29 protein-coding genes are annotated in these 26,278 nt (G+C 42.3%); 14 read left to right on the top strand and 15 right to left on the bottom strand.

All coding sequences use genetic code 11. The annotated features are described in order from the left end of the window. Positions 1-33: 33 nt before the first annotated feature. Positions 34-2,127 carry a prolyl oligopeptidase family serine peptidase gene (locus tag ACROAE_RS09340; protein WP_432401041.1) on the bottom strand — a complete coding sequence of 698 codons (2,094 nt, stop codon included), beginning with the start codon at positions 2,125-2,127 and terminating at the stop codon, positions 34-36. A gap of 200 nt (positions 2,128-2,327) precedes the next feature. Between ACROAE_RS09340 and ACROAE_RS09335 the strand changes: the two genes are divergently transcribed. Continuing rightward, the gene (locus ACROAE_RS09335) at positions 2,328-2,606 is read left to right on the top strand and encodes a peptidylprolyl isomerase (RefSeq protein WP_432401039.1); all 279 of its coding nucleotides are present in this window, start codon (positions 2,328-2,330) and stop codon (positions 2,604-2,606) included. 114 nt (positions 2,607-2,720) lie between these two features. Here the strand turns inward: ACROAE_RS09335 and ACROAE_RS09330 are convergent, their stop codons facing one another. After that, entirely contained in the window at positions 2,721-3,488 is a 768-nt protein-coding gene (locus ACROAE_RS09330; protein ID WP_432401037.1) for an arginine N-succinyltransferase, read from the bottom strand. 234 nt (positions 3,489-3,722) lie between these two features. Here ACROAE_RS09330 and ACROAE_RS09325 point away from each other — a divergent pair, with 234 nt between their 5' ends. Continuing rightward, positions 3,723-5,282 (top strand): S41 family peptidase, encoded by a 1,560-nt coding sequence (locus ACROAE_RS09325; protein ID WP_432401035.1) that lies wholly within the window; start codon positions 3,723-3,725, stop codon positions 5,280-5,282. Beyond that, positions 5,282-5,671, top strand: coding sequence for a hypothetical protein (locus ACROAE_RS09320; RefSeq protein WP_432401033.1), 390 nt, complete (start codon positions 5,282-5,284; stop codon positions 5,669-5,671). Before ACROAE_RS09325 ends, ACROAE_RS09320 begins: the two co-directional genes overlap by 1 nt. A 126-nt stretch (positions 5,672-5,797) precedes the next feature. Here the strand turns inward: ACROAE_RS09320 and ACROAE_RS09315 are convergent, their stop codons facing one another. Further along, positions 5,798-6,568, bottom strand: coding sequence for a hypothetical protein (locus ACROAE_RS09315; protein ID WP_432401031.1), 771 nt, complete (start codon positions 6,566-6,568; stop codon positions 5,798-5,800). Between the two features lie 277 nt (positions 6,569-6,845). Here ACROAE_RS09315 and ACROAE_RS09310 point away from each other — a divergent pair, with 277 nt between their 5' ends. Continuing rightward, positions 6,846-7,097, top strand: a complete 252-nt coding sequence (locus tag ACROAE_RS09310; RefSeq protein WP_432401029.1) for a DUF2999 family protein — start codon at positions 6,846-6,848, stop codon at positions 7,095-7,097. Between the two features lie 77 nt (positions 7,098-7,174). Here the strand turns inward: ACROAE_RS09310 and ACROAE_RS09305 are convergent, their stop codons facing one another. Beyond that, positions 7,175-7,663 carry a MarR family winged helix-turn-helix transcriptional regulator gene (locus ACROAE_RS09305; protein ID WP_432401027.1) on the bottom strand — a complete coding sequence of 163 codons (489 nt, stop codon included), beginning with the start codon at positions 7,661-7,663 and terminating at the stop codon, positions 7,175-7,177. A gap of 138 nt (positions 7,664-7,801) precedes the next feature. Here ACROAE_RS09305 and ACROAE_RS09300 point away from each other — a divergent pair, with 138 nt between their 5' ends. After that, complete coding sequence (locus ACROAE_RS09300) at positions 7,802-8,695, top strand: DMT family transporter (protein ID WP_432401025.1); 894 nt, start codon at positions 7,802-7,804, stop codon at positions 8,693-8,695. Between the two features lie 71 nt (positions 8,696-8,766). Here the strand turns inward: ACROAE_RS09300 and ACROAE_RS09295 are convergent, their stop codons facing one another. Together ACROAE_RS09295 and ACROAE_RS09290 are read right to left on the bottom strand one after the other, a co-directional pair. Then, positions 8,767-9,288, bottom strand: coding sequence for a DUF1993 domain-containing protein (locus tag ACROAE_RS09295; RefSeq protein ID WP_432401023.1), 522 nt, complete (start codon positions 9,286-9,288; stop codon positions 8,767-8,769). Between the two features lie 164 nt (positions 9,289-9,452). Beyond that, on the bottom strand, positions 9,453-9,968 hold the full coding sequence (locus tag ACROAE_RS09290) for a hypothetical protein (RefSeq protein WP_432401021.1): 516 nt from the start codon (positions 9,966-9,968) through the stop codon (positions 9,453-9,455). Positions 9,969-10,279: 311 nt separating this feature from the next. Between ACROAE_RS09290 and ACROAE_RS09285 the strand changes: the two genes are divergently transcribed. Beyond that, entirely contained in the window at positions 10,280-10,897 is a 618-nt protein-coding gene (locus tag ACROAE_RS09285) for an excalibur calcium-binding domain-containing protein (protein WP_432401019.1), read from the top strand. 3 nt (positions 10,898-10,900) lie between these two features. On the opposite strand, the gene ACROAE_RS09280 is transcribed toward ACROAE_RS09285, so the two are convergent. Beyond that, complete coding sequence (locus ACROAE_RS09280) at positions 10,901-11,908, bottom strand: AraC family transcriptional regulator ligand-binding domain-containing protein (protein ID WP_432401017.1); 1,008 nt, start codon at positions 11,906-11,908, stop codon at positions 10,901-10,903. 164 nt (positions 11,909-12,072) lie between these two features. Here ACROAE_RS09280 and ACROAE_RS09275 point away from each other — a divergent pair, with 164 nt between their 5' ends. From ACROAE_RS09275 to ACROAE_RS09260, 4 genes are all read left to right on the top strand, one after another. Then, on the top strand, positions 12,073-13,539 hold the full coding sequence (locus ACROAE_RS09275; RefSeq protein WP_432401015.1) for a flavin-containing monooxygenase: 1,467 nt from the start codon (positions 12,073-12,075) through the stop codon (positions 13,537-13,539). A gap of 35 nt (positions 13,540-13,574) precedes the next feature. Next, positions 13,575-14,345, top strand: coding sequence for an SDR family oxidoreductase (locus tag ACROAE_RS09270; protein WP_432401013.1), 771 nt, complete (start codon positions 13,575-13,577; stop codon positions 14,343-14,345). Between the two features lie 42 nt (positions 14,346-14,387). Continuing rightward, on the top strand, positions 14,388-15,395 hold the full coding sequence (locus ACROAE_RS09265; protein WP_432401011.1) for an alpha/beta hydrolase: 1,008 nt from the start codon (positions 14,388-14,390) through the stop codon (positions 15,393-15,395). A gap of 160 nt (positions 15,396-15,555) precedes the next feature. Then, positions 15,556-15,834 (top strand): DNA polymerase III subunit epsilon, encoded by a 279-nt coding sequence (locus ACROAE_RS09260; protein ID WP_432401009.1) that lies wholly within the window; start codon positions 15,556-15,558, stop codon positions 15,832-15,834. A 222-nt stretch (positions 15,835-16,056) separates the two neighbouring features. Here the strand turns inward: ACROAE_RS09260 and ACROAE_RS09255 are convergent, their stop codons facing one another. After that, the gene (locus tag ACROAE_RS09255; protein ID WP_432401007.1) at positions 16,057-16,806 is read right to left on the bottom strand and encodes a class I SAM-dependent DNA methyltransferase; all 750 of its coding nucleotides are present in this window, start codon (positions 16,804-16,806) and stop codon (positions 16,057-16,059) included. A gap of 299 nt (positions 16,807-17,105) precedes the next feature. On the opposite strand from ACROAE_RS09255, the gene ACROAE_RS09250 reads away from it, so the two are divergent. Next, positions 17,106-18,140: a polysaccharide lyase family 7 protein gene (locus tag ACROAE_RS09250; RefSeq protein ID WP_432401005.1), complete on the top strand. Its 1,035-nt coding sequence runs from the start codon at positions 17,106-17,108 to the stop codon at positions 18,138-18,140. A gap of 109 nt (positions 18,141-18,249) precedes the next feature. Here the strand turns inward: ACROAE_RS09250 and ACROAE_RS09245 are convergent, their stop codons facing one another. Continuing rightward, entirely contained in the window at positions 18,250-18,654 is a 405-nt protein-coding gene (locus ACROAE_RS09245) for a hypothetical protein (RefSeq protein WP_432401003.1), read from the bottom strand. A gap of 729 nt (positions 18,655-19,383) precedes the next feature. Between ACROAE_RS09245 and ACROAE_RS09240 the strand changes: the two genes are divergently transcribed. Further along, positions 19,384-19,872, top strand: a complete 489-nt coding sequence (locus ACROAE_RS09240; RefSeq protein ID WP_188956336.1) for a TIGR00645 family protein — start codon at positions 19,384-19,386, stop codon at positions 19,870-19,872. Between the two features lie 124 nt (positions 19,873-19,996). Here the strand turns inward: ACROAE_RS09240 and ACROAE_RS09235 are convergent, their stop codons facing one another. From ACROAE_RS09235 to ACROAE_RS09215, 5 genes are all read right to left on the bottom strand, one after another. Further along, positions 19,997-20,482, bottom strand: coding sequence for a hypothetical protein (locus tag ACROAE_RS09235; protein ID WP_432401001.1), 486 nt, complete (start codon positions 20,480-20,482; stop codon positions 19,997-19,999). Between the two features lie 84 nt (positions 20,483-20,566). After that, complete coding sequence (locus ACROAE_RS09230) at positions 20,567-20,827, bottom strand: hypothetical protein (RefSeq protein WP_432400999.1); 261 nt, start codon at positions 20,825-20,827, stop codon at positions 20,567-20,569. 78 nt (positions 20,828-20,905) lie between these two features. After that, complete coding sequence (locus ACROAE_RS09225) at positions 20,906-21,100, bottom strand: hypothetical protein (RefSeq protein WP_432400997.1); 195 nt, start codon at positions 21,098-21,100, stop codon at positions 20,906-20,908. Between the two features lie 271 nt (positions 21,101-21,371). Beyond that, the gene (groL, locus tag ACROAE_RS09220) at positions 21,372-23,000 is read right to left on the bottom strand and encodes a chaperonin GroEL (protein ID WP_432400995.1); all 1,629 of its coding nucleotides are present in this window, start codon (positions 22,998-23,000) and stop codon (positions 21,372-21,374) included. A 57-nt stretch (positions 23,001-23,057) separates the two neighbouring features. Then, positions 23,058-23,348: a co-chaperone GroES gene (locus ACROAE_RS09215; RefSeq protein WP_011639076.1), complete on the bottom strand. Its 291-nt coding sequence runs from the start codon at positions 23,346-23,348 to the stop codon at positions 23,058-23,060. A 214-nt stretch (positions 23,349-23,562) separates the two neighbouring features. Between ACROAE_RS09215 and ACROAE_RS09210 the strand changes: the two genes are divergently transcribed. Continuing rightward, on the top strand, positions 23,563-25,029 hold the full coding sequence (locus ACROAE_RS09210; protein WP_432400993.1) for an MATE family efflux transporter: 1,467 nt from the start codon (positions 23,563-23,565) through the stop codon (positions 25,027-25,029). 93 nt (positions 25,030-25,122) lie between these two features. Continuing rightward, complete coding sequence (locus ACROAE_RS09205; RefSeq protein WP_432400991.1) at positions 25,123-25,488, top strand: hypothetical protein; 366 nt, start codon at positions 25,123-25,125, stop codon at positions 25,486-25,488. 48 nt (positions 25,489-25,536) lie between these two features. Here the strand turns inward: ACROAE_RS09205 and ACROAE_RS09200 are convergent, their stop codons facing one another. After that, on the bottom strand, positions 25,537-26,121 hold the full coding sequence (locus tag ACROAE_RS09200) for an FxsA family protein (protein ID WP_432400989.1): 585 nt from the start codon (positions 26,119-26,121) through the stop codon (positions 25,537-25,539). Positions 26,122-26,278: the final 157 nt, after the last annotated feature.

The raw sequence follows: 26,278 nt of genomic DNA, 5'->3' as shown, positions 1-26,278 counted from the left end.
ACGTTTACGATACTAAATTCTCAATACTCAACGTTAACGTAGTTGCTGCATTAAATACGCATAAACCATTGAGCTTAACTCGGCTGCTTGAGTATTATCTGCGGCCCCCGCGTGGCCACCTTCAATGTTTTCGTAGTACAACACATCAATGCCCATGCCTTCCATTTTAGCGACCATTTTACGCGCATGCGCTGGGTGTACACGGTCATCACGAGTTGAAGTAGTAAAGAACACTTTAGGGTAATTCACACCTTGCTTTAAGTTATGATAAGGCGAGTAAGTTTTAATGTATTGCCACTCTTCGGCAATATCAGGATTACCGTATTCGCCCATCCAACTGGCACCCGCTAATAGTTTGTTATAACGTTTCATGTCTAATAATGGCACTTGGCACACAACAGCGTTATATAGATCAGGACGACGAGTGAACGCTGCGCCCATTAATAAGCCACCATTACTGCCACCTTGAATACCTAAATGCTGGCTTGTGGTAATGTTACGCGCAACTAAGTCTTCGGCAACGGCCTCAAAGTCTTCATAGGCCTTGTGACGGTTTTCTTTTAAGGCGGCTTGATGCCAAGCAGGACCATACTCACCACCACCACGAATATTAGCTAACACATACACACCGCCCTGCTCTAACCAGTTTTTACCGACTGTGGCTGAGTAAGCGGGTAAGCGTGACACTTCAAAACCGCCATAAGCATAAAGCAACGTTGGATTGCTGCCATCTAGCTTGATATCTTTGGCCATCACAACAAAGTAAGGCACTTTGGTGCCGTCTTTTGACGTCACAAAGTATTGCTTGGTTTCAAATTTATCAGCGGCAAACTGTTGTGGCATGCCTTTAATTTTGTCTGCTTTTAAGGTTGCACCATTAAAACGATATAAGGTTGATGGCTCTAAAAAGCTGGTGTAATCAACGAAAAACTCATCGCTGTCACGTTCAACATCAAACACGCTTAAGGTGCCGTTGACTTCAAATGGTGCGGTCTCACTTTTCCATTCACCTTTGTCGTTTTGCATATAACGCACTAGCTTACTTTTAACATCGTCTAACCAGGTCACAAATATGGCACTTTTACTGAAGCTAATTTGTGAGATAAACGCTGTTGTAGTCGGTGATACAAACTCACTAAACTCAGGCTTTTGCGCAATGAGTTTATCAACTGGCGTCATGACTATAGCGCCCTGTTTAAACGTGCCTTTTGCTGTTACGAGATCGCTTTTTAGCTCGATATACAATTGGCCTTTAAAATAGCCTTTAATGTCTGCATCTTCTGGGAGCGGTAACGGTATCAGTTTGTCATTTTGATATACGTAATGTTTGGCGGTATAAAACGTTAAGCTTTCAGTGATGATATTGAGCGGTGTTTTGTCATCAAACACGACATAACCAGATGAGGCAACCGATGCTTTATCACCTTTAAAGACGGTCTTAGCTTCAGATAATGGAGTGCCGCGCTTCCATAGCTTAACTTGGCTTGGGTAACCAGAGTCGGTCATGCTTTGATCATCGCCAAAGTCAGTCCCAACAAAGACAGTATCTTTATCAATCCAGCTAATCATTGATTTAGCTTCTTTAAGCGCAAACGGTTTCTGCGCTTTATCAACAAAGGCTTTAGTGGTGAGGTCAAACTCACGCACTTCAGCTGCGTCAGCACCGCCACGCGATAACGACACCATGCAACGCTCATTGAGTGGGTATTGGCAGTTCATACCTTTGTATACCCAGTTGACGCCTTCGGCTTTACCTAGCGCATCAATATCGAGCACCGTTTCCCATTTCGGTTCGGCTTTTGCGTACTCAGCTAACGTAGTACGGCGGTAAATTCCGCGAGTGTGAGTTTCGTCTTTCCAAAAATTATAAAAATACTCACCAATGCGGCTGGCATAAGGGATCCGCTCTTTATTATTTAATATCTCAAGGCTGTTAGCCACTAAGGTATCAAAGCCTTTGTAGGCTTTGATATGGGCAGCTGACACATCATTTTGTTGCTTAACCCACGCCATAGGCTTAGCGCCTTCAACGTCTTCTAACCAAATATATTTATCTTCTTCTGCTTGAATAGGTGTTGCCATTGTCATCGCACTCGCTACGCATAAAGGTATGATTCGCTTAAGCATTTAAATGTCCTTTTTGTTATTTGCTTGCGGTTTTTTCAAATGTGTCACTACTTTATAGGATTTACACAGATGTTCAATCGTTAAGCTACTGTAAACTGTAACAAGTTATCGCAGGTAAAATAATGCCCCATAGAGTGGCTAAACAGTTATAATCACCACGACATTTTTATCTCTGGTTTCCCCTCAATACAGGCATCAACATGGCTAAAACGGCAGCGGCATTACATATTTTAGTGAAACACCAAACTCAAGCTGAAGATATTATTAAACAGCTTAATAACGGCGTTAAATTTGATGTATTAGCCAAAAAACACTCTAGTTGCCCTTCTGCCAAAAGTGGCGGCAGTTTAGGTGAATTTAAAAAAGGCCAAATGGTGCCGCAATTCGATAAAGTCTGTTTTAACGGCGAACTCATTACCCCGCATTTAGTTAAAACCAAATTTGGCTGGCATGTAGTCAAGGTGCTTTATCGCACTTAGGGCCTATTGAACATGGCTTTATTAAAAGTCACCGTAGACGAAAAGAGACAGTGGATTACCAATAACGGGCCACTGTCATCAAGACTTATCCATTTGCATATTGCCTTATCACTACTACTTACGCAGCTTGATATATAACTCGCCATCGCGAATTTGAACATCCTCAACACCATCGGCGAAGGTATTCCAAAAGCCTCTATCGCCAAATTCACTGACCAAATTGACGTTTTTCATATTGCCTAACCAGGCATTGGGAATAGGTACGCCCATTAAACTCACACCCACTAATGCCACCACAGGGCGACGATTCGCATCTAAACGAATATCCAAGCCAGTATTTACCCGTAAAATTTCCCCAGGCATAACCGGAAAGTCTTTGGGGATCGGGATCAGCATGGTCGCACTGGCTAAGTTATCAGAAAAATCGATCGCTACGCGCTGGGCAAAATCAGGATTACGGCCAATCATCGCATTCACTTCTTTTTCACTAAACGACACTTGTCGGTCGGCGTCGTATTCACGATAAGCTTGAGGAGTTAGCTCGCCTGTGTCGTTGATGGGGTTTTCATTGGTGTGATGGCTATTGATGGTAGCGCTGTTTTGACTGGCTCTATCACTGTGACCAGAGGCACTGCTTGGCACTTGAGTCCTTGAGTCGAGCGGCCAACCAAGCTGAGTTAGTTTTTGATCTAACTTTTGCTCCTCTTTGGCATTTAAGGTTACTGGAGTCATTGGTGAGGGGAAAATATACGTGCGAATAACAAAAAATGTTAAGCCAACCGTGAGCAATATCGTCGCTAAAATAATCAGCAATAACTTAACGCCCGAGGCCCCTTTTTGTTGTTTGTAGGGCACAGATAAATGAATATATGAAGCTCGCATAGCATGCTTTTCCGTTATTTATTTTGTTCATGGTAATGCGCGCAAAGGCTAAACAGCAAATAAAACACCACCACTATAAAAATAAAAAACTTGCGCCTACACCATTATAAACATTCAAACTAGTTAACAATCGCGCAAAATTTGGGTTACAAACTGGCTGAGTTGTAATAAAATTGTCCATCGAAAGTACGTAAATCAACCAAATAGGTTTGAGATAAATAAAGGATTATTTTAATGCAGTTAATCTCTCGCAGCACCTTAGCGCCCTTCATTATGGGCACTAGCCTTTTACTCACAGCGTGTGGAGGCTCATCAAGTGATGATAACACCTCAGGCTCCACTGCACCGCAATGGGTTTCTGGGACTTTTGCTAATTATTCAAGCCTGGCCAATCAATGTAGCGCACCATTAACCCAAAAGCTGTGGTTACGCTCGTGGAGTAACGACACCTACCTTTGGTATGACGAAATCATTGATCGCGATCCCGCGCCTTATAGCGTTGCCGAATATTTTGACCTATTGAAAACCAATGAGCTATCAGACACCGGGAGTCTAAAAGATAATTTCCACTTTTCGATGTCGACCGAAGAATGGAACCTGCTTAATGGCTCTGGCGCCTCTGTCGGGTATGGTATGGAATTGAGTTTACGTAATGCCTCCGCTGGCGTGAGCAGACAAGTCACAGTTGCTTATAACGAGCCCAATACCCCTGCGAGCAATGCCGGAGTGAGTCGTGGAGCAATTATTGTTTCTGTCGATGGCGTTAATGTTGCTAATGCTAACGATAGCGCCAGTATTGATACGCTTAATGCCGGTTTATTTCCAAGCACCAACGGTAAGCAAACGGTATTTGTAGTGCGAGACTTAAACGCGCAAACCGATCGCAGTGTCACGTTAACGGCTGCGACAGTAGTATCAACGCCGGTACAAAATACCAATACGATTCAAACGGCTAATGGCAAAGTGGGCTATTTACAATTTAACTCACACATCGCAACGGCTGAAAAAGGCTTATATGATGCGATGACCACCCTGAGCAATGCACAAGTTGATGATTTAGTATTAGATATCCGTTACAACGGTGGCGGACTATTAGCTATCGCGAGTCAGCTGGCTTACATGGTTGCCGGCGACGAAGCCACAGCAAACCACGTATTTGAACGTACAAGCTTTAACGACAAATACCCAACCATTGATCCGGTCACTCGTGACGCCTTAACGCCAATGCCGTTTATTCCTGAATCACTTGGTTTTAATACGTCATTACTCAGAAGCGGCATAGCGTTACCGACATTAAATCTTAAACGTGTATTTGTATTAACGACGCCAGGTACCTGTTCGGCAAGTGAAGCATTAATGAATGCATTGCGTGGTATTGATATCGAAGTCATTCAATTAGGCGACACCACTTGTGGTAAACCTTACGGTTTTTACCCAACAGGTAACTGTGATACCACTTACTTTACTATTCAGTTTAAAGGCGTAAATGACAAAGGTTTTGGGGAGTATTCTGACGGATTTGTGCCATCAACAAATCCAACTGTCGACAGTGAAGTACAAGGTTGTATGCTAGATGATGACCTTACTCATGCGTTAGGTGATAGCAACGAAAGACTGCTTAGCGCGGCATTATATTATCGCGACAATAACAGCTGTCCTGCCACTGCAACGGCTGTAGCACGCGCCCCTGTTAAAAATACCTTTATTGACCCAGGCTTTATGTTGCAAGACACTCGCAATCAAAATGTGTTGTTAAACAACCGCATTTTAATGCCACAGGCTTCGGAGCAATAATGCTAAAACCTCTCATAGGGCTCATTGGTATCGTGCTTATAAGCGGTTGTGTGGCAACAGCAAGCGAGGTTAACGCCTCGCCTCAAGCTGCGACAATCACGAATCCAAATGCGCAAACTCACGCCGAGTTACAGCAAGTAATAGCAAGCTTATTAGGGGTCAGTAGCGTAGTGATTAGCGACAGTGCCTTTACGCAATACAGCCAGGAAGTGATTGAGCGCGCACTGCACAAAGATGCCAACGGGTTATTAATTATGGGCCGCAGCACAGAAATACCTGATGCGATTCAGTTATTAACACAAGGTGATAAATGCCTATTGCAACATGTGCAAAGCGGCAACACGGCAAATTTATCGCAAGTACGTTGTAAGCTTGAAGACGCGCAATAGCAGCACATTGAGTGTTTTGATATAAGCGAATAAACCAAAAGGCCAGAGCATATCTTAATATGCTCTGGCCTTTTATTACGCGTTAATGCATTTCACCGCTAATTTATTTCACCGCTAATTTCACTATTAACTCACGACACTGTAAAGCCAAGCTCCGCCTTTTAGCATCATGGCAAAGCCAATACCCATCATAAATAAATAGCTAAACATAAAACCGATAGCACCGTTTGAGCCTTTTGCAGCGTCAGGGCCCTCTAGCTCCATGATAACGCGACTCATGGTCAATAAAATAAAAAAGTTGATGACGATGCTTAACAAAAAATAGTCACCGATCAAAGGCATTACACCACCAGCAACAGATGCAATAAACAGCAGTAAATCACTCAGTTTCTCTTTAAATGAATATTTTCTCTCTAATATAGACACACACAGTACCGCTAACATGAGTACCAGATAATACAGTGAGCTGGTTAATGCGGAGAAGATCCCTTGCGATACCGTGATGGCATTCGGATCTATTGTTGCATTCAGCTCTGTTGTTGCAATAGTGTCTGTTACGCTTGAGTCAGTAAAAAAACTGGCTATCCAATGACCAATGCCAAAGATGATTAACCATGCGACTGCAAATGACACCAGGCCACCATAATCAATCGGATGACTGGCTTTTCGGTTTACAATCAAGGCCAATAACACACCACATAACGCCACGCCAACCAACACGCCTAACGCGTACCAGTATTGGTCTAAATAAAAAAATGCGAAGCTAGGAGATATCACTAAAAAGGATTGGTAAAACTCATTATCTTTAGTGGTTAAGCCAGTATCTTTATAAAAAGCGAAGTAAACAATGAAGGGTTGTAACAGCACAAGCACAGTGCAGAGGGTAATAATATCCATATCAACGTCCGTAAAAATCCATGTAAAAGAGTTATTAAATCAATAAAACAACACGCTAAAACCTGAACAGTATAAACACCAGGGTAGTAAATTCAATCATTTATCGAATGCTGTAACGTATAAATAGTGCTCGGGTCAATCATGTTTAGAGACTCACTAAAATCAAAGCCTATTTAATCTGTTTTTTAGTCCAATTGTGCAACAGCCATCTTGCCCCCAACAGGCTAAAACGTGATAAAATCTCGCCCTACTCACTTCAACCACACAAGGTAACGCAATGAATCCTATTATTGCCATCTTAAAAGAACACAACGTCACTGATGCACAAATTAATGAGTTGTTTCAAACGTTAACGGAAATTCCATTTGCAGCAATGGCAACTATTGGTCAATTAGGTATTCCTGCGGACAAGCTACAACAATTAATGGCCATGGTGATGCAAAACCCAGCCTTAATCAAAGAAGCAGTTGAAGAGCTTGGCCTAGATTTTTCGAAAGTTGAAGCAGCAAAAGCACAGTTACAGCAGTAAGCGTGCCGGCTCATTACATTAGAAAGGCCAGTATCACAAGATTCTGGCCTTTTTTAACACCTCGAAATAATACCAATTCACTCGCCTTCAAAAGCCGTTAACCAGGATTTAAGTAATTGGTTTAATGCGGGCACCTCGCTGGTAGATAAGCTGGCAACGAGTTTGTGCTGCACGAGTACATGTTGTTCTATCATCGCATCAATCACTGTAAGGCCTTTACTGGTTAGCCCAACAGATACGCTACGGCGATCTTCAGTGCTGTGTACCCGCGCTATGAGTCCTTTAGCTTCTAGTTTGTCTAGGCGGTTAGTCATGGCACCCGAGGTTAACATCATTGACGACAGTAGCATTGAGGGCGTAAGCGTATAAGGCTTACCACTTCGTCTTAATGTCGCCAGCACATCAAACTCACCCATGGTTAAGCCAAACTGCTTATGGCAAGCAGAGATGTCGCCTTCAATGTGTTTTTGTAAACGCAAAAAACGCCCTAGCAATGCCATCGGCACGGTATCTAAATGTGGCTTTTCTGTTGCCCATTGCGCGACCACTTTATCGACATCTTCCATGCTTATTTTTACCTTTCATCAATCAGCAATAAAACTTAACGCTAAGATACTTTATATAAAGTAACTTTACAAAAACAACTTATCAGTTCAAAATCGCCAACTATCTTTACGTGAAGATAATTAACACCAAGGTTATTTATGAATATTTTACTTGCCATGATCCCCGCTTTTTTTTGGGGGACAACCTATGCGATGACTCAATATACATTGGCAGACTGGCCGCCCTTATTGCTCAGTGCACTGCGCGCTTTACCTGCGGGATTAATATTATTGGCGATAAAACCCAGTCGTCCAGCGTCTGCTGACTGGTCTATTTTAATCAAGCTTGGGGCCGTTAATATCGCGGTGTTTTTCTGTTTGATTTTTGTCATGGCATTAACACTTCCCTCAGCTATCTCTGGGGTTGGAATGATCTCGGTGCCTGTATTTGCGATGCTATTTCATTGGGTTATGAGCAAAAAACGTCCCAATGCTATACAGGCATTTTGTGGTGCTGTGTTAGTTTTACTCGCGTGGATATTGTTTGACCCAAGTTCAATCACCCTAAACCCAGTCGGGCTCACTGCCATGCTCGCAGCCATAGGTTGCATTATTGTCGGCAGTACAATTACCAAAGCACTTGGTTCGCGGATTCATTGGTGGACTATTTTAACCTGGCAACTGATTATTGGCGGCGTGTTACTCACTCTGGTGTCTGGCGTACAAGCAATGATAACACCAGAGCCTTATTTCAATGTGATAAGCGGGTTTAATTGGGGTAACGCGTTAGGGATAATATGGATATTGTTGCTCAATACTGTATTGGGCTACAGCATGTACGTGTGGTTATTGCAGCGCATGTCTGTTGTCGACTTTACCTTTGGCAGTATCGCGAATCCCATTGCTGGTATTGCCTGTGGCGCCTTGTTACTCAATGAATCATACACAACGCATCAATACACCTTGATGGCCGGAATGATATTAGCCTCAATCGCACCGACATTAATCAATCTATTACGGGTTAAGTTACGCCGCTCTGCGTTGATAAAGTAGCCGATTAGTAACGCTTAAAAATTAAAAAAGGATAAGCCATGGCTTATCCTTTTTTGTTAACCCGTATTAACTTAAAGCACTGGCACTTTATAAGGCATAGCACCTAAATAATCTTTTTTACCGACTTCAACGCCGTTATGACGCAAAATTGCGTAAGCCGTAGTGATATGAAAATAGATATTTGGAACCGCATGCTCAATGGCAAATTCATATCCTGTTAGATACTTACCTTCCCAACGCGGCTGCGACACATGCACCTTGTCAGCATGGCCAAAATCAGCCTCACTAAAACCTTCAAGATACTTTAGCACTGATGCTATACGCTGACGCAATTCTGCTAATGTGGTTTCACTGTCATCGTGCTTTGGCACTGTGTCCATGTTTCCAGTTAAACGAGCTACACCCACTTTTGCCGTGTCGCAAGCAATCTGCACTTGGCGAATAAGGTTAAACTGATCAGGCGCTAGGCGAGAATTTAACAGCACAGCCATGTCGACTTTTTTCAGTGCAGCAAAGGCTTCTGCTTTATCAAGAATATGGTTTAAATTATTCAGCATCTTGCTGAATTGCACTACAGTCAGATCGTAAAGCATGAAAAATCCCTCAATGAAGCTGCAAAAACGGCAGCGTGTAAGTAGTTAGTCTTTAGTATTTAGTAGTTAGTAATGGCGAATCAGTAATAACGAGCTTGATTGCAACAAGATGAACCTATTTTCATGCTCATGCAACACATTACTCCGACGAGTATCGCGAGCTTTTACAGTAATGCCCGCAATGCATTAAGCGCATCAACCGAGAAACCCTGATCATAAAAGTAAATCACTTTACCCTGAGGGTTTAACAGCACAACCCGAGCATTATTTGGCTTATCGTTACCGGTAAAAGCTTGTACTTGCTCACCATCTTGATAAACAGTGACCACGCCTTTCCATAGCGGTTTAGGAATACCCGAGCGCATACCGTTGTTTATCAAAGTGCTAAACATCCTCGGAAATAATCCCTGAATAGTCGGCACTTCGTAAACCGGCACCTGAGTTTGGGTCATGTCGAGCCCAATTAACCAACGATCAATATCAAATTGCGAATCTTGTTTATAGCCAATTAACAGTAATGATGTTGTTCCTTGTAAATCGTCCGGCAGTGTCATCACCTGCTGCTCAAGGGTTTCCCCTGATACAGAAGGGAAAAATTGACCTGTAATCGCCTGGTTTGGATAGCTGGTGCTGCAGGCACTGAGAAGCAATATGGCAGTAATTGTAATTAAAAAACGCATGGTTAAGTCCTTTGATAGCAATAACGATTATTGATATACGCTTACAAGCAATAAAAAGATTGTAGTACCCAAATTCAGTTTAGAAGTGTGATCTTCAACACATTACTTATTATGACTCAAATTAAACTGCTCTTGATATTATGAAGACAATATTAATATTGAATTTTCGGTAATCAGTAACGTTTTTTGTCTAAGTCTATCGACAGTAGCATACCCACATAATTAACTTACATCTTTTATCGTTTACGATTATATTACTGATTTAAAGTATAATTTTTTATTTACGTCATCTCGATTAGGAAAGTATCGCCATGGAAAGAGGCACGTTAGTTCGCTGGAACGATGAAAAAGGCTTTGGGTTTATCAAACCTGAAACGGGTAATGATCAAGATATCTTTATTCATATCTCAGCGTTAAAGCACATGGCCAGAAAGCCCGTGGTTGGTGATGAAATTGTATTTCATCGTGAAAATCAGCCAGACGGAAAAATCAGAGCCATAAAAGCCAGCATCGAAGGCGTTGCCGTTGTTGCGAACACCCTGCACTCATCAACCAATAGCACCGCACGAAACACAAATCGACCCAGCCAAAAACATCACAATCATCGTAACAGCAGCCCAATACTCGGCCGTATGTTTATGATTATTCTGTTTCTTGGGGTCGGGATTTTCGGCTATAAGCAATATGAGAAAATGACGGCTGTCCCGGTGTTAACCAATGCTGATATTGACCAAATGCAATGGCAACCTTCAGTGCCAAATCCAAGCGCTATTAACCAGCAACCACAGTTTAGGTGTGAAACAGGTAAGACCCATTGTAGCCATATGCGCTCATGTGCCGAAGCGACGTTTTATATCAATAACTGCCCTGGCACAAAAATGGATGGAAATAACGATGGTGTGCCATGCGAAATGCAGTTCTGTAATTAACACTTAACGCAGCTTCTTTGTTTGCTTGCGATACTGGCTTGGGGTCATCTGTTTGCAGCGTTTAAAGCTGTGGCTAAAATTGGCCCCATTGCTGTAACCAAGCCTCTCAGCGATTTCATCCAGGTGCATTGGCGTTAATAGTAAAGCCTCTGCAATGCCGACGCGCACATCGTCTCGCACCTTGCGCCAACTGGTTTGTTCCTGCTTAAGTTGCCGATGTAAAGTGCGAGTAGTACGGGCTAAATGGGCGGAAATGTCTTCCATTGATGCTGTTAAACCTAAATGCACTAGGGTGTCTTTTACCAATTTGGCGACGGGTTTCCAGTTTTGTTTTTGCTGTAATAATTGGCTGCATTGCGCTTCGCACAGTCTGGCCGTGGCTTCATTGGCTTTGGTTAATGGTAAATCGAGCAGAGGCGCTAAATGAGCAAAGCCATTGTAATCAGCATTAAATCGAATATTAACCCCGAGGGTTTGCTCAATATCCGCTATTGATAAGTGCGCCGGTGGGACTGCAGTAAACTGCAGTGTTATCGGTAAATCTTTATGTTCAAAGACTTCGCGCTGGATCATCGCCGCGCCAACCATATCTCTTACCAACACCAGTTCGCCTAACTCGCCCGGCACATCACATAAAAATGTCAGCGCAATATCATCATTAATCTGGTTTAAGGTAATTTGCGAAAACACATAGGTTAAATCTAAATAACGTAAGCCCAGTTCAATCGCTTTTCTGGCGGTACTGCTGGCTAAAAGAGCGTAACCCATGATGCCATAACTGGTTAAATGGTATCGACTGCCTAAAGCTACGCCAGCAGTAAACGGCGACGATGTGTGCTGTACTAGATTATTTAATACCTGTAATTCTTGTGTATCTTCAACCAGTTGGTCGTGATCGTGTAATTGCTCGCTTGTCAGCCCTGAGCCATTAAGTAAAACGCCCTCTTCAACACCCTGCTCAATGCCGTAGGCCACAATAATTTGCACACTGGTAATGCTGCGAAATGCCATAAGTGACGACCATGATGTCTTAAAATCACAAATATACGTCCATTTTAAGCGTAGATCAATTAAGCGTAATTTCCTATGCTGGGTAATCGACACAATTTATTAACAATATTTGCATGCGCATGCAGAATAATAAGACTCACAATAATGAGAATAATTGAGGCCCTATGACTCAAACAAAACGCAACCCTTCAGTGGTGATTATTGGCGCCGGTATGACAGGCATTTTAATGACCATTAAACTGCGCGAGGCAGGCATTACCGACATTGTTGTCCTGGAGAAAAAAGAGTCTGTTGGTGGTACCTGGCGAGAAAACACCTACCCAGGCGCAGCTTGCGACGTACCTGCGCACATGTATACCTATTCGTTTGAGCCTAACCCAAACTGGAGTCGTTTTTTTGCCCGCGGACCAGAGATAAAACAATACTTTGAGCACGTGGTCGATAAATACGATGTCGCGCGTGATATACGTTTTAATGAAGCGGTAACCGACGCCAAATATACCGATGGAAAATGGACCGTAAAAACAAACAAAGGGCAAACCTACATTGCCGATTTTATGGTGTGTGCCACCGGCATTTTACATCATCCCCAATTCCCAAATATTGCTGGGCTAGACGAGTTTAAAGGCGCTAAGTTTCATACCGCACAATGGGATCATAGTGTCGAGATATCAGCCAATACTCGTGTTGGAATAATCGGTACGGGGTCAACGGCGGCGCAAGCGATACCTGAATTGATTAAAACTGGCGCGGCCGTGTCGGTATTTCAGCGTACGCCGCAATGGTTAATGCACCTGCCGGATTTTACGTTTTCACACACCATGCGAAAACTCATGACCCGTTTTCCAGTTATTACCAAAATCCATCGCAATACCGGTAAATTCTTTTTAGAGCATTTTTTTACCAAAGCCGTGACCGGCCAGTTTATCCAAAAACATTTGTTGAGTTTTTTGTGTAAAGCAAACTTACGATTAAGTATTAAAGACAAAGTATTACGTGAAAAGCTTCGGCCTAATTATCAAGTCGGTTGCAAGCGAGTCATTATCAACAGCACATTTTATAAAGGCATTCAAAAACCCAACGCACAGCTGATCACCGAAGGCATTGAGCGCATTACTGAAACCGGCATTATCACCAAAGATGGCAAGCACCACGAACTGGATGTATTAGTGTTATCGACCGGATTTAATGCATTTAATTTTATGCGCCCAATGAACCTCATTGGCCGCAATAATGTACACATTGATAAAGCCTGGGCACATAAAATCAAAGCCTACCGTTCAATGCTGCTTAGCGACTATCCAAACTTCTTTTTAATGCTTGGCCCCAATACTCCCATTGGTAATTTTTCGGTTATCGCCATGAGCGAAGTACAAACAGATTACGTGATCAAATTAATTGATAAATGGCGTGCGCATGAATTTGATGAGTTTGAAGCCAAACCACAAGCCATTGATGACTTTACGGCTTATGTCAAAGAGGGTTTAAAAGGCACCAGCTGGATGGGTGGCTGCCAAAGTTGGTATTTAGACGCCGATGGCGACCCTATTTTATGGCCATACACCTGGCAGCGGTGGGTTGATGAAATGAAAGAGCCGCAAATGGAACATATCCATACCACCACGTTTTAATTAACGGTTAACAGAATCATTAAATGGATTTCGTAATGAATAAAAACACCATATTTATTAGCGGCGCGGCTTCAGGTATTGGTCTCGCCACCGCTCAGCACTTTTATAAAAAAGGCTACTGGGTCGCCATGGCCGACATCAATATGGTGCAACTAACACAAGCCACCGAAATATGGGATAGAACGCGAATACGCTTGTTTCAACTGGATGTTGGTGATGTTTCACAAGTACAACATGCTATGGCTAAATTTTGTGCTGAACATAATGATTGTTTGGCGATATTGCTCAATAACGCCGGCATCCTAGAAATTGGCCCGTTTGAAGCCGTCTCGATTGAGCAACATCAGCGCACCCTTAATATTAATGTTAACGGGCTGATGAACTTATGCCATGCGGCCTGGCCCTATTTAAAAAACCATGGCAATAGCACTGTGATTAATATGTCATCGGCCAGCAGTGATTACGGCGTACCAGAATTGGCAAGTTATTCCGCCAGTAAGTTTGCAGTAAAAGCCCTGACCGAAGCGTTAGAACTAGAGTGGGCAAAATATGGCATTAAGGTTTGCGACGTCATGCCGCCCTTTGTGGCAACTAACATGCTTAAATCACAACAAAACAGCGCTAAAGTGCTGCATCGCCTTGGGGTGAATATCACCGTTCAAGATGTGGTTGCTGTCATCGACAAACAAGTTAGACGTCCAAAAACTCACCGAACAGTCAGCGTGTTTTATGGGGTATTACACAGATTAAGTAACGTATCACCGGCGTTTATTAATCGTTTAGTGATGAAATGGTTAAGTCGATAACCCCTTTCAAGAACTACAATAAACATTAAAAAGGCCATAAAAATGGACAACAATAATAAGCCTCAACCATCATCTGACAACACAATATTACACACTGCTAAACTCGAATCGTCACAGTTAAGCGCCGCTAAAATGTTGTCACTACTGCCTTTATATAAACTCCCCGTAGCACTGTTTAGGGTTATCTATGCTGCAATGGATAAGCTGGTTGGGCTGAATAAAATTGCCATGGATAAGGTGACAGATTTAACGATTCCAATCAGCACAGATCTTGGCGACACAAATACCATTAACCTGCGGATTTACCACCCCAGCAGTAACATCCCTAAAAAGTCCTTAGTGTATTTTCACGGTGGTGGTGGCGTGATTGGCAGTATTAACACTCATGACCGTTTTTGCCGGTTTTTGGCTAAGCACGGCAACATGAATATCATCTCAGTGGGGTATCGTTTAGCCCCTGAGCATAAATTCCCTAGCGCCATTTGTGACAGCATCGAAGCCTGGAACTACATTAACGACAACCATCAACAGCTTAATATCAATCCAGAACATATCGGTGTTGGCGGCGACAGCGCAGGCGCTTATTTAGCCTGCATTATTGGTTTACCGTCATTACACACAACGCTGCCAGTACAAGTCAAAGCAAAACCTAACTTTCAATTTTTAATTTACCCCATGGTCGATTTACAAGGGCTCAGCGAGTCTTACCGTTGTTTCAATAAGCAGTTATTGGTAACACGCGATTTAATGGATTTTTTTAGAGGCCACTATGTCAATTCACTCGACGAAGTCACCCTGCCCTTAGTCAGCCCACTTCAGGCCGTCGATATAAGCGATTCGCCTAGCACTTACTTATTAACACTTGGGTTTGATCCATTAAGGGATGACGGTATTGCCTATGGTAATCGATTAAAAGGTGCCGGCGTTAACATCCACCACGAGCACTATGACGATTGCATGCACGGGTTTATCTCCATCACCACACTCAGCAAACGCGCCAAACAGGCTTGTCATGATATTGCTGCAGCATTGAAGCGCTTTAATGATTAAATGGCAGATATGAAATAGTTTGATCGCTTATCCCTGCATTCAGATTAGTTAACAAACCAACTTATGCTAAAATGCGCGCTCAGCTTTATGAATGTGCAACCTAACTCATTTGTTTGACTGAACCATCGCCCCAAACAGTAATAACAAATGAGGATATATCATGAGTAAGCTAAATGCAGAAGAGCGCAAAGCGCGCGATAACCAACGTTTTTCACAACGTGTTGATGAACGCAGAGTAAAAGGCGAAGATGTGGTCGGCTATGCACTGGCCAACGAGAAAGCGTTTAAATTTCTGACCAAGACAGAAAAACACAGCTTTAAAGAACGACAAGCCACGCTTGCAGAAGAAGCAAAATTGAAAAAGCTACAACAATTTGAGCTTAAAACACAGCAAGAACTAGAAAAAGCTGAAGCGGAATTTACTGATACTAATCAGTAACCGAAGTGTAAACACCAGCCATTAGTCACCATAATGGCTGGCTTGATTTAAGTAAGAAACCTGAGCCCTGGTTAGAGCCCTAGTTAAGTAGACAATCTATTTAGCAACATTATTTACAGGCTCAAAATCCTACCCATTAATGTGTGCAGAATAATAGCTAAAAATTCATTAGCGAACAGATCTTTTGCACAACAGCCCAAACGCCCACTCAAGCCTTAACTTTTAAATATCCCGTTTAGTACACACAAACAAGGCATTGCCTGAGGCTAAATCCCACGGGATGATTCTATCGTAATCGTGTTCAAATATTTGCACATCAAAATAGGGGCTTAACAACGATTCCAACTCAGTAAAGCTTGTGGCGACCATGGAATGAGAGTCTTGCCACATCTGTGTGGCGTCAAACTGAGTTTTGGCAATACTCAAATTAAGAGTCTGCATCTCACCTGCACCGCTGTAATGCCAACCCGACTCAAAAATAAATCGGCTGTCTTCAAAATCAGCACTGTGACGCACTAAGGCATTATTATTAATCTTGTGCTTATCGACAGAATTAAAACAAAATAAACCGCCAGAATTTAACGCCTTATGCACACTGGCAATACAGGCTTTAAGCGCCTCGGTACCTTGTGAATAATGAATGGAATACAAAAAGCAGGTAATTAAATCGAGCTTCTCTTCAACATAAAACTCAGTCATGTTTTGCAAACTAAACAGTGCTTCAGGGCAACGACGCATAGCAATGTCGAGCATAGGCTGATTAATATCAAGCCCGCTGCTTTGAAAGCCTAAGTCGATAAAGTGCCTAACATGCGGCCCAGTGCCACAAGCTAAATCTAAATGTTGTTTACCATTATTGCCCAAAATCTGATGCAAACGAGCTACGCTATTGCTTTGCTGTTGGTAGTTAATATCACAACACATTAAATCGTAATAACCGGACAAATCGGTATAAAGGGCATTGGTAGACATAAAATAGAATCGAAGACAGGCTAAATTTAAGGTGGCGCATCATATATCAATTAGCCTGATTGAGAAATCATTAAAACCAGCCAATCCATCAACAATATTGACGCGCTAAACTTTCGCTCCAGTAAATTTGAACGATGCTGGCTACAAACCCTTATTACGGCCGATTTACTCCGTTGATTACCTGCTTAACGATGAGCTAACTCACAGTTAGCGCAACGAATACAAACCACCATTTGTAATACAATATGATTGTTGTATTCTGGTGTTCTGTTTTAGTCATGGTTTTGAGGAACAATCCAATGAGAAAGATCCAACTGAGTTTGTTAACCGCCAGTTTACTTGCCGGTTCTGCAGTCGCTTCAATTGAACTTGATACAGCCAAACAATTTAATCTTGACCCCACCCATGCTCCGGCACAAAACTTCGATCTATCTAAATGGAAAATAACCTTACCGGAACTCTCTACTGAAAAATCAGCCAAGGCGTTAGAAATAGACAAGCAACAGCTTAGCGACACCCAAACGCCTTATTCTCATCCGCAGTGGTTTTATACTGATAAAAACACCGGCGCATTAGTGTTTGTTGCGCCAAATGAAGCACCAACCACCCCCAATAGTAAAAACACTCGCAGCGAACTTCGCGCCATGTTGGCCGATAAATACAATGAGCCTAAAAACAATTTTGTCGTGGCATCACACCCTAATGCCAGCGAATACGGCGCGATTGGCGGGCAACTAAAAGCAACGCTATCAGTCGATAAAGTCAGCAGTAGCGGTAATGACAAAAAGAATGGTGCATATGCTGTGGTTATTGGTCAAATTCATGGCTCAGATAACGAACCGCTTAAAATTGTTTACCGTCAATTGCCAGAGCATGATTATGGCTCTTTAGCCTGGAGTTACGAGCTTAACCCAGAGCCAAAGCTACAAGATGCTGTCGACAGTAATGGTAAAAAACTTCGCCAAGATATTCGTCATAATGTGTTTGGCAAATACAACCTGCGCCAGGGTGCTAGCGATCCAAAAGATGGCATTAAATTAGGTGAGATATTCGCGTACGAAGTGAATGTTGAAGGCGATACTATGAAGCTGACATTTACCAAAAATCCAGGCAGCGACAAACCTATCGTAAAGACCTTCGAAGTTAACCTGGCTCAGGGGAATTACCAGGGCAATAAGGTCGACCTAGGTTATAAAAATGATTGGATGTATTACAAAGCGGGCGTTTATAACCAATGCAACACCAATAAAAGCAGTTCAGATTGCCAATGGCGCGGCATGGAAGCAGGCGACTACGCCCAGGCGAGCTTTTATCAACTTGAGTTGAAGCAGTAATTACTCTTGTAAACCGTGTAAATAAAAAGCCTGCTGACAATCAGCAGGCTTTTTATGTTTAAGCAAGGTTAAGTTATTTTACGATGTTTATACCTCCCCCCAAAAACACCTACCGTACCAAACGCATCAGTTCATTAGCATCTAACACCGCAGGCTTTCTTTTAATGAGTACACCTTGAGAGTCAAACAGAAAGACTTCAGTCAATCCAGCATTATGCTTAGCAATAAATGCTTCCCCCTCTGGCGTTGCCGTTCTGGCAAGTAAAAAGAACACATTATCACCAAGATGATCACGGGCTTCATTCATTTGCTCAGTTTGGGTGATACTCGACACAAGGTTAGGATCGTAAACAAACACAATTGCAGGTTTACCCGTGCCTATCTGTTCAAGATCTGAGGTAAATCCCTTAGGCATTTGCGTAACGAGTAGGCTAAACAGCAGCACGATTAACGCAATGATACCAATTGCAATCCAGGGCATTTTTCGCTTGGTGTTTGAATTCGCTTTATCCATAATGATAGATCCCTCTTATTGCTGATGAAATATAACTAGGGCCTGTTGATCTTTGCAGGTTAAATTTTGTTCGAGTTAAAAACGTTTTAATCGAGGCGAATGGATTGATGCCTAGTCATCTAAGCAAAATTCATTCAACAAAGAGTAAAACGTTTTTAGCCGAACCCTTCGGGCAGCGTTTGTTGGCCATTTTTACTGCGTTATCGACTTTTTATGTAGAATAACTACACCTCTAAGTCTCTGCCGCGCAGTTGTATATGTGAGTAATGGCCAACAATTCGCTGCAAAAACAACCTTGAAAGATCAACAGGCCCTAATGATTTTAGTTTAATGGGTCAACCTGAGCACTAGATTAAAATAGACTAAATAAATATACACGTCAGCAGGTTATCTTTTAGTCTGCCCTAACAATTCCTTTTATCCTACTAATTAACCTTAACTCTGGATAAATAAGATACGCCACAAAAAGTCTAGCCTGTTACCCTATTGACTTACTGAGGTATTAACAAGCTGTTAGCGCTATTTTCATGAAAAATTTAAGCTGCTACCCAATGCTGTTTTCAATATTTTAGAGTCAGTAATAGGTTTATTGACTACCACTAAATCTTAGATAAAGCATCACCAGACTTGCCATAATATGTCAGCGCAGTTACAGTTCACTATCCCATTGTTTTACAGCAAATGGCTCGATTGATTTTTAGCGTATTTATTTGAAGGGTTACTATTTTTATGGAACAAATATTTGAAAAATTGATGTATGCATCCCGCTGGATCATGGCGCCGATTTATTTGGGATTAAGCTTAGTCTTACTCGCCTTAGGCATAAAGTTCTTTCAAGAGATCTTTCACATCATTCCGATTATTTTCACCATTGCAGAAGTGGATCTCGTGCTCGTTACCCTGTCACTCATCGACATCACCTTAGTCGGTGGTCTGCTGATTATGGTAATGTTTTCAGGTTATGAAAACTTCGTATCACAACTTGATGTCGGCGAAAACAGTGAAAAACTCAGCTGGCTAGGCAAGATGGATTCCGGTTCACTTAAAAACAAAGTGGCCGCATCGATTGTCGCCATTTCATCAATTCATTTACTCAAAGTCTTTATGAATGCCGAAAACATCGAGAACGACAAAATAATGTGGTATTTGCTCATCCATATCACCTTCGTATTATCGGCCTTCGCCATGGGATATCTGGATAAGATTACCCGTAAGTAACCAGTCATATCCAAATAAAAAGCCCAAACAAAAAGCCCTGATACATCGCTGCATCAGGGCTTTTCTTTTTCTATCGATTAGTACCACACTTTAGGATCAGCCTTATCATTCTGCGCAGTGTCGACTAATTAGTATCTAATTTCTGAACCTTTTCTATAGGAGAATCTAGTTCGGATTCAGTATTTATATACTCACATAGTGCAGTCGTATTATTAGATAATTCCTCGGTTAAAATATGTTTAGAAAATACCTCACCACTTTCTCTGTCAACAACATAAAATGAACTAATTGATTTTAAGGCATTAAATCCAGAAGTGATTTTTTCAAATACAAAATATTCGATATGTTCTGAATTCGACTCTGCATTATCAACATACCTTTGAATCACTGGAATAATATATTTTTTATCAAGGCAACTAACTAAAAACTCACCTTTTAAGCTAAGTTCATTTGCTCCTTGCATCTCAACAATAACATTATAATTTAAAGAGTTAGGGGTTTTTAACGTGTATTGATGATCAGATAAAGGCTCGATAGAAAACATGTTTGCGTGAGCGTTTGGAAATGAAAGTAACAGGATAAAAAACACTTTTAAAAAATTAGAAAACATCACTAAAAACCTGCCTATTCATAATCATTATTTTACTCTGTTTCTAAACAGCCCACACTAAATCGATTGATCAGGTTGGTGAATTTATCGAGGCAAACGGCTTTTTGCCAGCAACTGCATAAGCCTATCTCGAGTAGCTAGAAGTTCAGTTCTTTTCGATTTCAAAAGTTCTTCAGTCATCCCCTCTTTACCTTCAAAAAATAAACGTCTAAAGTCTTTCAGTTCCTCCCCATAAGTTCTTACCAACTCTGAAGATTCAACAAAGCCAAACAGAGCCAGTTTTGATTCAGCAACGGTTAGCTCTTTAAATACAGCAAAAAGTTCAAGCTTTGATGTATTAAACATAGCTTGTCTTTCTTCCGACATCTTTGTTGTATTTGTTTTATGTCTTGTATGCTCAACTAAGTAAGCCCAATAAACCAGTCATGAATGAGTAACCTCGACGATATTTAATGCAACTGATTCAAGAATTTCATCAATACGCTTATTCCGCTCAACGCTCTCTTCATGCTTGTTCTTCCTATTGGTAACAGTTACTGTCCCAATAACTGCGATAATGCCACCTAAACCTATTTTCACCGCATTATCAATAATCTGTAATACTGTTAAATCTGCCATGCCAATTCCTTTTGCTCAAAAGACTGAACTATTCCAAAGATCTATCAACATCACTAATAACAAAAAGCCCCGATACTATAAGTATCGGGGCTTTTTAAATTCTTTTACAAGAAATTTAGCTTTAGACTTTAGACTTTAGACTTTAGACCAGCATACAATTCATCTAGCGCAGGAAAAATCAGCTTAGAGCAAGGCTTTTTGTCACGAAGCGTAGTGTTTTTCTACGTGAGTGGCAAAGTAACGCCGCTATAACTGATTTTAACCAGTTAGATTACATCATGCCGCCCATACCACCCATTCCGCCCATATCTGGCGAAGAATCTTGTGGTACTTCAGCTATCATCGCTTCAGTGGTAATCATCAAGCCAGCAATCGATGCTGCGAACTGTAATGCACTACGCGTCACTTTAGTTGGGTCTAGGATACCCATTTCTAACATGTCGCCGTAAGTGTCGTTGCCAGCGTTGTAACCGAAGTTACCTTCGCCGTTTTTAACAGTGTTAGCCACAACTGATGCTTCTTGACCTGCGTTAGTTGCGATTTGACGTAAAGGTGCTTCCATAGCACGTAGTGCGATTACCACACCGTGCTTTTGGTCTTCGTTCAATACTTCAACATCTTTAATTTTGCTTGCTACGCGAACAAGGGCTACACCGCCGCCTGCTACTACGCCTTCTTCTACCGCTGCGCGAGTTGCATGTAATGCATCTTCTACGCGGGCTTTTTTCTCTTTCATTTCAACTTCAGTTGCTGCGCCAACTTTGATTACTGCAACACCGCCAGCTAACTTAGCCATACGCTCTTGAAGTTTTTCTTTGTCGTAGTCAGATGTTGACTCTTCAACTTGTTGTTTAATTTGAGAAACGCGTGCTGCAATTTGCACTTGGTCGCCGTTACCATCAATGATGGTGGTGTTATCTTTAGTAATGATAACGCGCTTAGCTGTACCTAAATCTTCTAGTGTGGCTTTTTCAAGTTCTAGGCCGATTTCTTCAGCGATAACAGTACCGCCAGTTAGAATTGCCACGTCTTGTAACATTGCTTTACGACGGTCGCCAAAACCAGGTGCTTTAACAGCAGCCACTTTAACGATGCCGCGCATGTTGTTTACAACTAGCGTTGCTAATGCTTCGCCTTCAACGTCTTCTGCAACCATAAGCAATGGCTTACCGGTTTTCGCTAGACCTTCAAGGATTGGCAATAATTCACGAATGTTAGACACTTTTTTGTCGACTAACAAAATGAATGGGCTGTCTAGTTCAACGCTGCCAGTTTCTGGCTTGTTGATGAAGTATGGTGATAAGTAACCACGGTCAAACTGCATACCTTCAACAACGTCTAATTCGTTTTCAAGCGCTTGGCCTTCTTCAACGGTGATAACGCCTTCTTTACCGACTTTTTCCATTGCGGTAGCAATGATGTCGCCGATTGATTCGTCAGAGTTAGCAGAAATAGTACCCACTTGAGCAATGGCTTTAGTGTCTGAACATTCTTGAGAAAGTAGCTTAAGTTCAGCAACAGCTGCGATAACCGCTTTGTCGATACCGCGCTTAAGATCCATTGGGTTCATACCCGCAGCAACTGCTTTTAGGCCTTCAACAACAATAGCTTGTGCTAATACTGTTGCAGTAGTGGTACCGTCACCGGCTGCATCATTGGCTTTAGAAGCAACTTCTTTCACCATTTGTGCGCCCATGTTTTCGAACTTGTCTGTTAATTCGATTTCTTTTGCCACTGACACACCATCTTTGGTGATCATTGGCGAGCCAAAGCTTTTATCTAAAACAACGTTACGACCTTTAGGGCCTAAGGTTACTTTAACTGCGTTGGCTAGGATGTTAACGCCTGCAAGCATTTTTACGCGTGCGTCGTTACCAAATAAGACTTCTTTTGCTGCCATTTTTTGATGTTCCTTTAAATTTAATGATTAATTGGAAAGTCGATTGATGCGTGAGGCTTAGCCTACTACTGCCATCAGGTCAGCTTCTGACAGGATCAAGACTTCTTCACCGTCAATTTTTTCTTTCTTAACGCCGTAACCTTCATTGAAGATCACAACGTCGCCCACTTTAACGTCAAGTGGAGTAACTGTGCCGTTTTCTGAAATGCGACCATTGCCTACAGCAAGGATTTTACCGCGAGTTGATTTTTCTGCTGCGCTGCCTGTAAGCACGATGCCGCCTGCAGATTTTGATTCAACTTCTAAACGTTTAACGATAACGCGGTCATGTAATGGACGAATATTCATCTATGAACTCTCCTAATGATGTGATGCCCAAAAAACGAGGCTATTAACTAACAAAAAAGGGTTTTCCCCTTGATGCATGTGATATGGGGGTGATTGATCACAGATCCAAGGGGAATTTTAAAAAAAACTACACTTTTTTTAAGTCTGTTTTATTAAAGCCCGATTAATCCTGATAGAATTCGACACCTTTAAAATCCCAAACGATAGAGAATAGATGAAAGACAGACACGGGTTGCTCAGCGCACCTATTGGCCGTGTACTATTTAATATGAGCTTGCCTAACCTGATTGGAATTATGACCATTCTGGGAGGCAGTCTTGTAGACATCTTTTTTATCAGCCAGTTGGGGACCGAAGCATTAGCGGCGGTGAGCTTTACCTTTCCGGTTACCTTAGTGATTTCAAGCATTGGCATTGGTATTGGCGCTGGAGTGTCGACTAACCTTGGGCGTTTAATTGGCTCTGGCCATGCGCCAGAATCTAAGGTGTTTTTGTTTGACGCCTTGTGCATGACTTTATTGATTATTTGGGGTTTATCGATACTCGGCTGTGTGTTTATTGAACCCATCTTTAGCCTGCTAGGTGCCAACGAAGCCAGCTTACCGTTAATTAATGACTATATGTGGTACTGGTATTTAGGCGCGCCAGCACTGGTGTTGTTGATGGTGGGTAATCAAGGATTGCGTGCCACGGGCGACACTCGCTCCCCGGCAAAAATTATGATGTTGGCTGCAGTAGTGAATTTAATTCTTGACCCTCTGCTTATTTTTGGTATTGGACCATTTCCGCGCTTAGAAATACAAGGTGCCGCCATTGCAACCACGCTGTCATGGGTTGTGGCAATGTCGTTAGCCGGTTATTTGATTGTGTTCAAACGTAAACTGGTTGAGTTTGTCAGTTTTGATATTGGCCGCTTTATTTTGCACTGGAAAGCCCTTGCACACATTGCTCGCCCTGCCGCGTTAATGAATGTGATTAACCCTATTGCCAACGGTATCATTATGGCCATGCTAGCGCGCATTGATCATGCTGGTGTCGCTGCATTTGGAGCAGGTATTCGTCTGGAGTCGGTGTTATTAATTGTGGTGATGGCTTTATCATCAAGCTTAATGCCGTTTATCGCGCAAAATTTAGGAGCCGATCAACCAGAGCGTGCCAAAAAAGCCTTATTGATGTCGCTACAATTTGTGTTTGTGTTTCAAACCCTGTTATTTATTCCGCTGTATTTTAACGCCACAGCCATTGCCCAACTGTTTAGTAGCGACCCGTTAGTGATCGATTGGTTGAGTTTTTATGTCATGGTGTTGCCCGCAGCCTATGGCCCGTTAGGCATTGTGATTATTTTTGCGACCAGTTTAAATGCTTATCATAGACCACTGAGTTCACTGGTGATTAACCTATGTCGATTAATGTTAATCATGCTGCCATTAGCGGCGCTAGGCGCTTATATTGGTGGTGTTAAAGGTATATTACTGGCATTACCTATTACTAACACCTTAATGGGCATTGCTTGTTATTATCTGGCCACTCAAATTAGCGAACCCGAGCACATTAAGCACAGTGTACCGTGCGGCGATAAAACCAATGGGGCCAATAATGGTCAGCGTTATGATAACGACCACGACAGTAAATCTGAGCGTAATAAAGAACTGTTGCGCACTAATACTAATCCCTCAGATTAATTCGACATTAACCTTATGCCCAACGCTTGCCTTTAGCGGGCGTCAGTGAGTTAATATCATTCATTATTCTCCTTAACATTCAGCCGTATTATCATGAAAAAATCCCTCTATGCCGCATTATTGTCGGCCATTATATGCCCTGGCAGTGGTCAGGTTTGGTTAGGTAAAAAATGGTTGGGCTGGGGGTTTATTAGCGTCAGTTTGCTGTGCGTGATGGTGTTAATGAAGCACATTATTGGCCGGGCGCAAGTGATTGCCGATCAGATTTTGGCCGGCAATATTGGCAACGATTTAAGTGCCATTTACGCCGAGGTGTCTAAAGCGGCAATCGACACACAATCGGCTGACTTGTCTGCCATCACCTGGTTGTTTATTGCTAACTGGGTGCTCAGTATTGCCAGCGCATTTTGGTTAGGTGCCAAACAAGATAAGCAGCGACAAACAAAAACAGCCGACTAAATCATAGGTAGTCGGCTGTTTTCGTTGGTTGGGTATAGACTCATTGAGTTACTTTTTGTCGTCTTTTGGATCTATTGGCTCAACATCAATAATGTCGTCGTCAGATTGTTTTTGCTCTATATGATGGCTGCGAGGCTGCTCGTCTTTACGCTCAAAATCGCCATCAAACGTATTGCCGTTTTGGTCATCGGGGTTTTGTCCGCCAAATGGACCCGGTTGACCAAATGGGTTTTGTCCTGCACTGAATCCGCCTTTAAAACCCCCATTAGCAACCACGCGTAATTGCATACGTTTATACAAAAACGCCGCGATGGGTGCTCGGGTTAATGGGGTTAATAAAATTAAGCCGATAAAGTCAGTCACAAAACCTGGGATAAGTAATAACACGCCTGCTGCGGCTAACATCATGCCTTCAACAATTTCTTGCCCTGGCGCTTCGCCACGCGCAAGCTTTTGCTGCACGCTCATTAAGGTGCTTAACCCCTGGCTACGTACAAGCGACACTCCGACAACGGCAGTAAATAACACTAAGCCCACCGTGGTCCAGGAGCCAATGGAGCTGGCCACTTCAATCAACACATTGAGCTCTACAACCGGAATAAGTACAAATACTAACAATAAAATAAAAAACATATTGGCCTCTAATCATCGCTTTTTGTTACAGTTGGCGACTGGGTAAATAATAAAGTAGCGACGTATAATTATACGCTAGCGACCTAAAAAATAATGCCGATGAAACTTAAATGGGGGTTATCGGGTCTGTTTTCAAGACAGGTCACGATTATCATCT

The sequence above is a fragment of the Shewanella sp. MF05960 genome, from assembly GCF_050849305.1.
In the GTDB taxonomy this organism is placed as follows: Bacteria; Pseudomonadota; Gammaproteobacteria; order Enterobacterales; family Shewanellaceae; genus Shewanella.
This window is presented reverse-complemented; position numbering and strand designations above follow the sequence as displayed.

Bases quoted from the DNA above. Each gene is read 5' to 3' on its own strand.
- ACROAE_RS09250 (WP_432401005.1), top strand. From the start codon at position 17,106: ATGAGAAAGATCCAACTGAGTTTGTTAACCGCCAGTTTACTTGCCGGT.
- ACROAE_RS09290 (WP_432401021.1), bottom strand. From the start codon at position 9,968: ATGCGTTTTTTAATTACAATTACTGCCATATTGCTTCTCAGTGCCTGC.
- ACROAE_RS09265 (WP_432401011.1), top strand. From the start codon at position 14,388: ATGGACAACAATAATAAGCCTCAACCATCATCTGACAACACAATATTA.
- ACROAE_RS09215 (WP_011639076.1), bottom strand. From the start codon at position 23,348: ATGAATATTCGTCCATTACATGACCGCGTTATCGTTAAACGTTTAGAA.
- ACROAE_RS09300 (WP_432401025.1), top strand. From the start codon at position 7,802: ATGAATATTTTACTTGCCATGATCCCCGCTTTTTTTTGGGGGACAACC.
- ACROAE_RS09275 (WP_432401015.1), top strand. From the start codon at position 12,073: ATGACTCAAACAAAACGCAACCCTTCAGTGGTGATTATTGGCGCCGGT.
- ACROAE_RS09245 (WP_432401003.1), bottom strand. From the start codon at position 18,654: ATGGATAAAGCGAATTCAAACACCAAGCGAAAAATGCCCTGGATTGCA.
- ACROAE_RS09325 (WP_432401035.1), top strand. From the start codon at position 3,723: ATGCAGTTAATCTCTCGCAGCACCTTAGCGCCCTTCATTATGGGCACT.
- ACROAE_RS09315 (WP_432401031.1), bottom strand. From the start codon at position 6,568: ATGGATATTATTACCCTCTGCACTGTGCTTGTGCTGTTACAACCCTTC.
- ACROAE_RS09295 (WP_432401023.1), bottom strand. From the start codon at position 9,288: ATGCTTTACGATCTGACTGTAGTGCAATTCAGCAAGATGCTGAATAAT.
- ACROAE_RS09305 (WP_432401027.1), bottom strand. From the start codon at position 7,663: ATGGAAGATGTCGATAAAGTGGTCGCGCAATGGGCAACAGAAAAGCCA.
- ACROAE_RS09280 (WP_432401017.1), bottom strand. From the start codon at position 11,908: ATGGCATTTCGCAGCATTACCAGTGTGCAAATTATTGTGGCCTACGGC.
- ACROAE_RS09260 (WP_432401009.1), top strand. From the start codon at position 15,556: ATGAGTAAGCTAAATGCAGAAGAGCGCAAAGCGCGCGATAACCAACGT.
- groL (WP_432400995.1), bottom strand. From the start codon at position 23,000: ATGGCAGCAAAAGAAGTCTTATTTGGTAACGACGCACGCGTAAAAATG.
- ACROAE_RS09285 (WP_432401019.1), top strand. From the start codon at position 10,280: ATGGAAAGAGGCACGTTAGTTCGCTGGAACGATGAAAAAGGCTTTGGG.
- ACROAE_RS09340 (WP_432401041.1), bottom strand. From the start codon at position 2,127: ATGCTTAAGCGAATCATACCTTTATGCGTAGCGAGTGCGATGACAATG.
- ACROAE_RS09335 (WP_432401039.1), top strand. From the start codon at position 2,328: ATGGCTAAAACGGCAGCGGCATTACATATTTTAGTGAAACACCAAACT.
- ACROAE_RS09200 (WP_432400989.1), bottom strand. From the start codon at position 26,121: ATGTTTTTTATTTTATTGTTAGTATTTGTACTTATTCCGGTTGTAGAG.
- ACROAE_RS09320 (WP_432401033.1), top strand. From the start codon at position 5,282: ATGCTAAAACCTCTCATAGGGCTCATTGGTATCGTGCTTATAAGCGGT.
- ACROAE_RS09230 (WP_432400999.1), bottom strand. From the start codon at position 20,827: ATGTTTAATACATCAAAGCTTGAACTTTTTGCTGTATTTAAAGAGCTA.
- ACROAE_RS09235 (WP_432401001.1), bottom strand. From the start codon at position 20,482: ATGTTTTCTAATTTTTTAAAAGTGTTTTTTATCCTGTTACTTTCATTT.
- ACROAE_RS09205 (WP_432400991.1), top strand. From the start codon at position 25,123: ATGAAAAAATCCCTCTATGCCGCATTATTGTCGGCCATTATATGCCCT.
- ACROAE_RS09240 (WP_188956336.1), top strand. From the start codon at position 19,384: ATGGAACAAATATTTGAAAAATTGATGTATGCATCCCGCTGGATCATG.
- ACROAE_RS09210 (WP_432400993.1), top strand. From the start codon at position 23,563: ATGAAAGACAGACACGGGTTGCTCAGCGCACCTATTGGCCGTGTACTA.
- ACROAE_RS09225 (WP_432400997.1), bottom strand. From the start codon at position 21,100: ATGGCAGATTTAACAGTATTACAGATTATTGATAATGCGGTGAAAATA.
- ACROAE_RS09310 (WP_432401029.1), top strand. From the start codon at position 6,846: ATGAATCCTATTATTGCCATCTTAAAAGAACACAACGTCACTGATGCA.
- ACROAE_RS09270 (WP_432401013.1), top strand. From the start codon at position 13,575: ATGAATAAAAACACCATATTTATTAGCGGCGCGGCTTCAGGTATTGGT.
- ACROAE_RS09255 (WP_432401007.1), bottom strand. From the start codon at position 16,806: ATGTCTACCAATGCCCTTTATACCGATTTGTCCGGTTATTACGATTTA.
- ACROAE_RS09330 (WP_432401037.1), bottom strand. From the start codon at position 3,488: ATGCGAGCTTCATATATTCATTTATCTGTGCCCTACAAACAACAAAAA.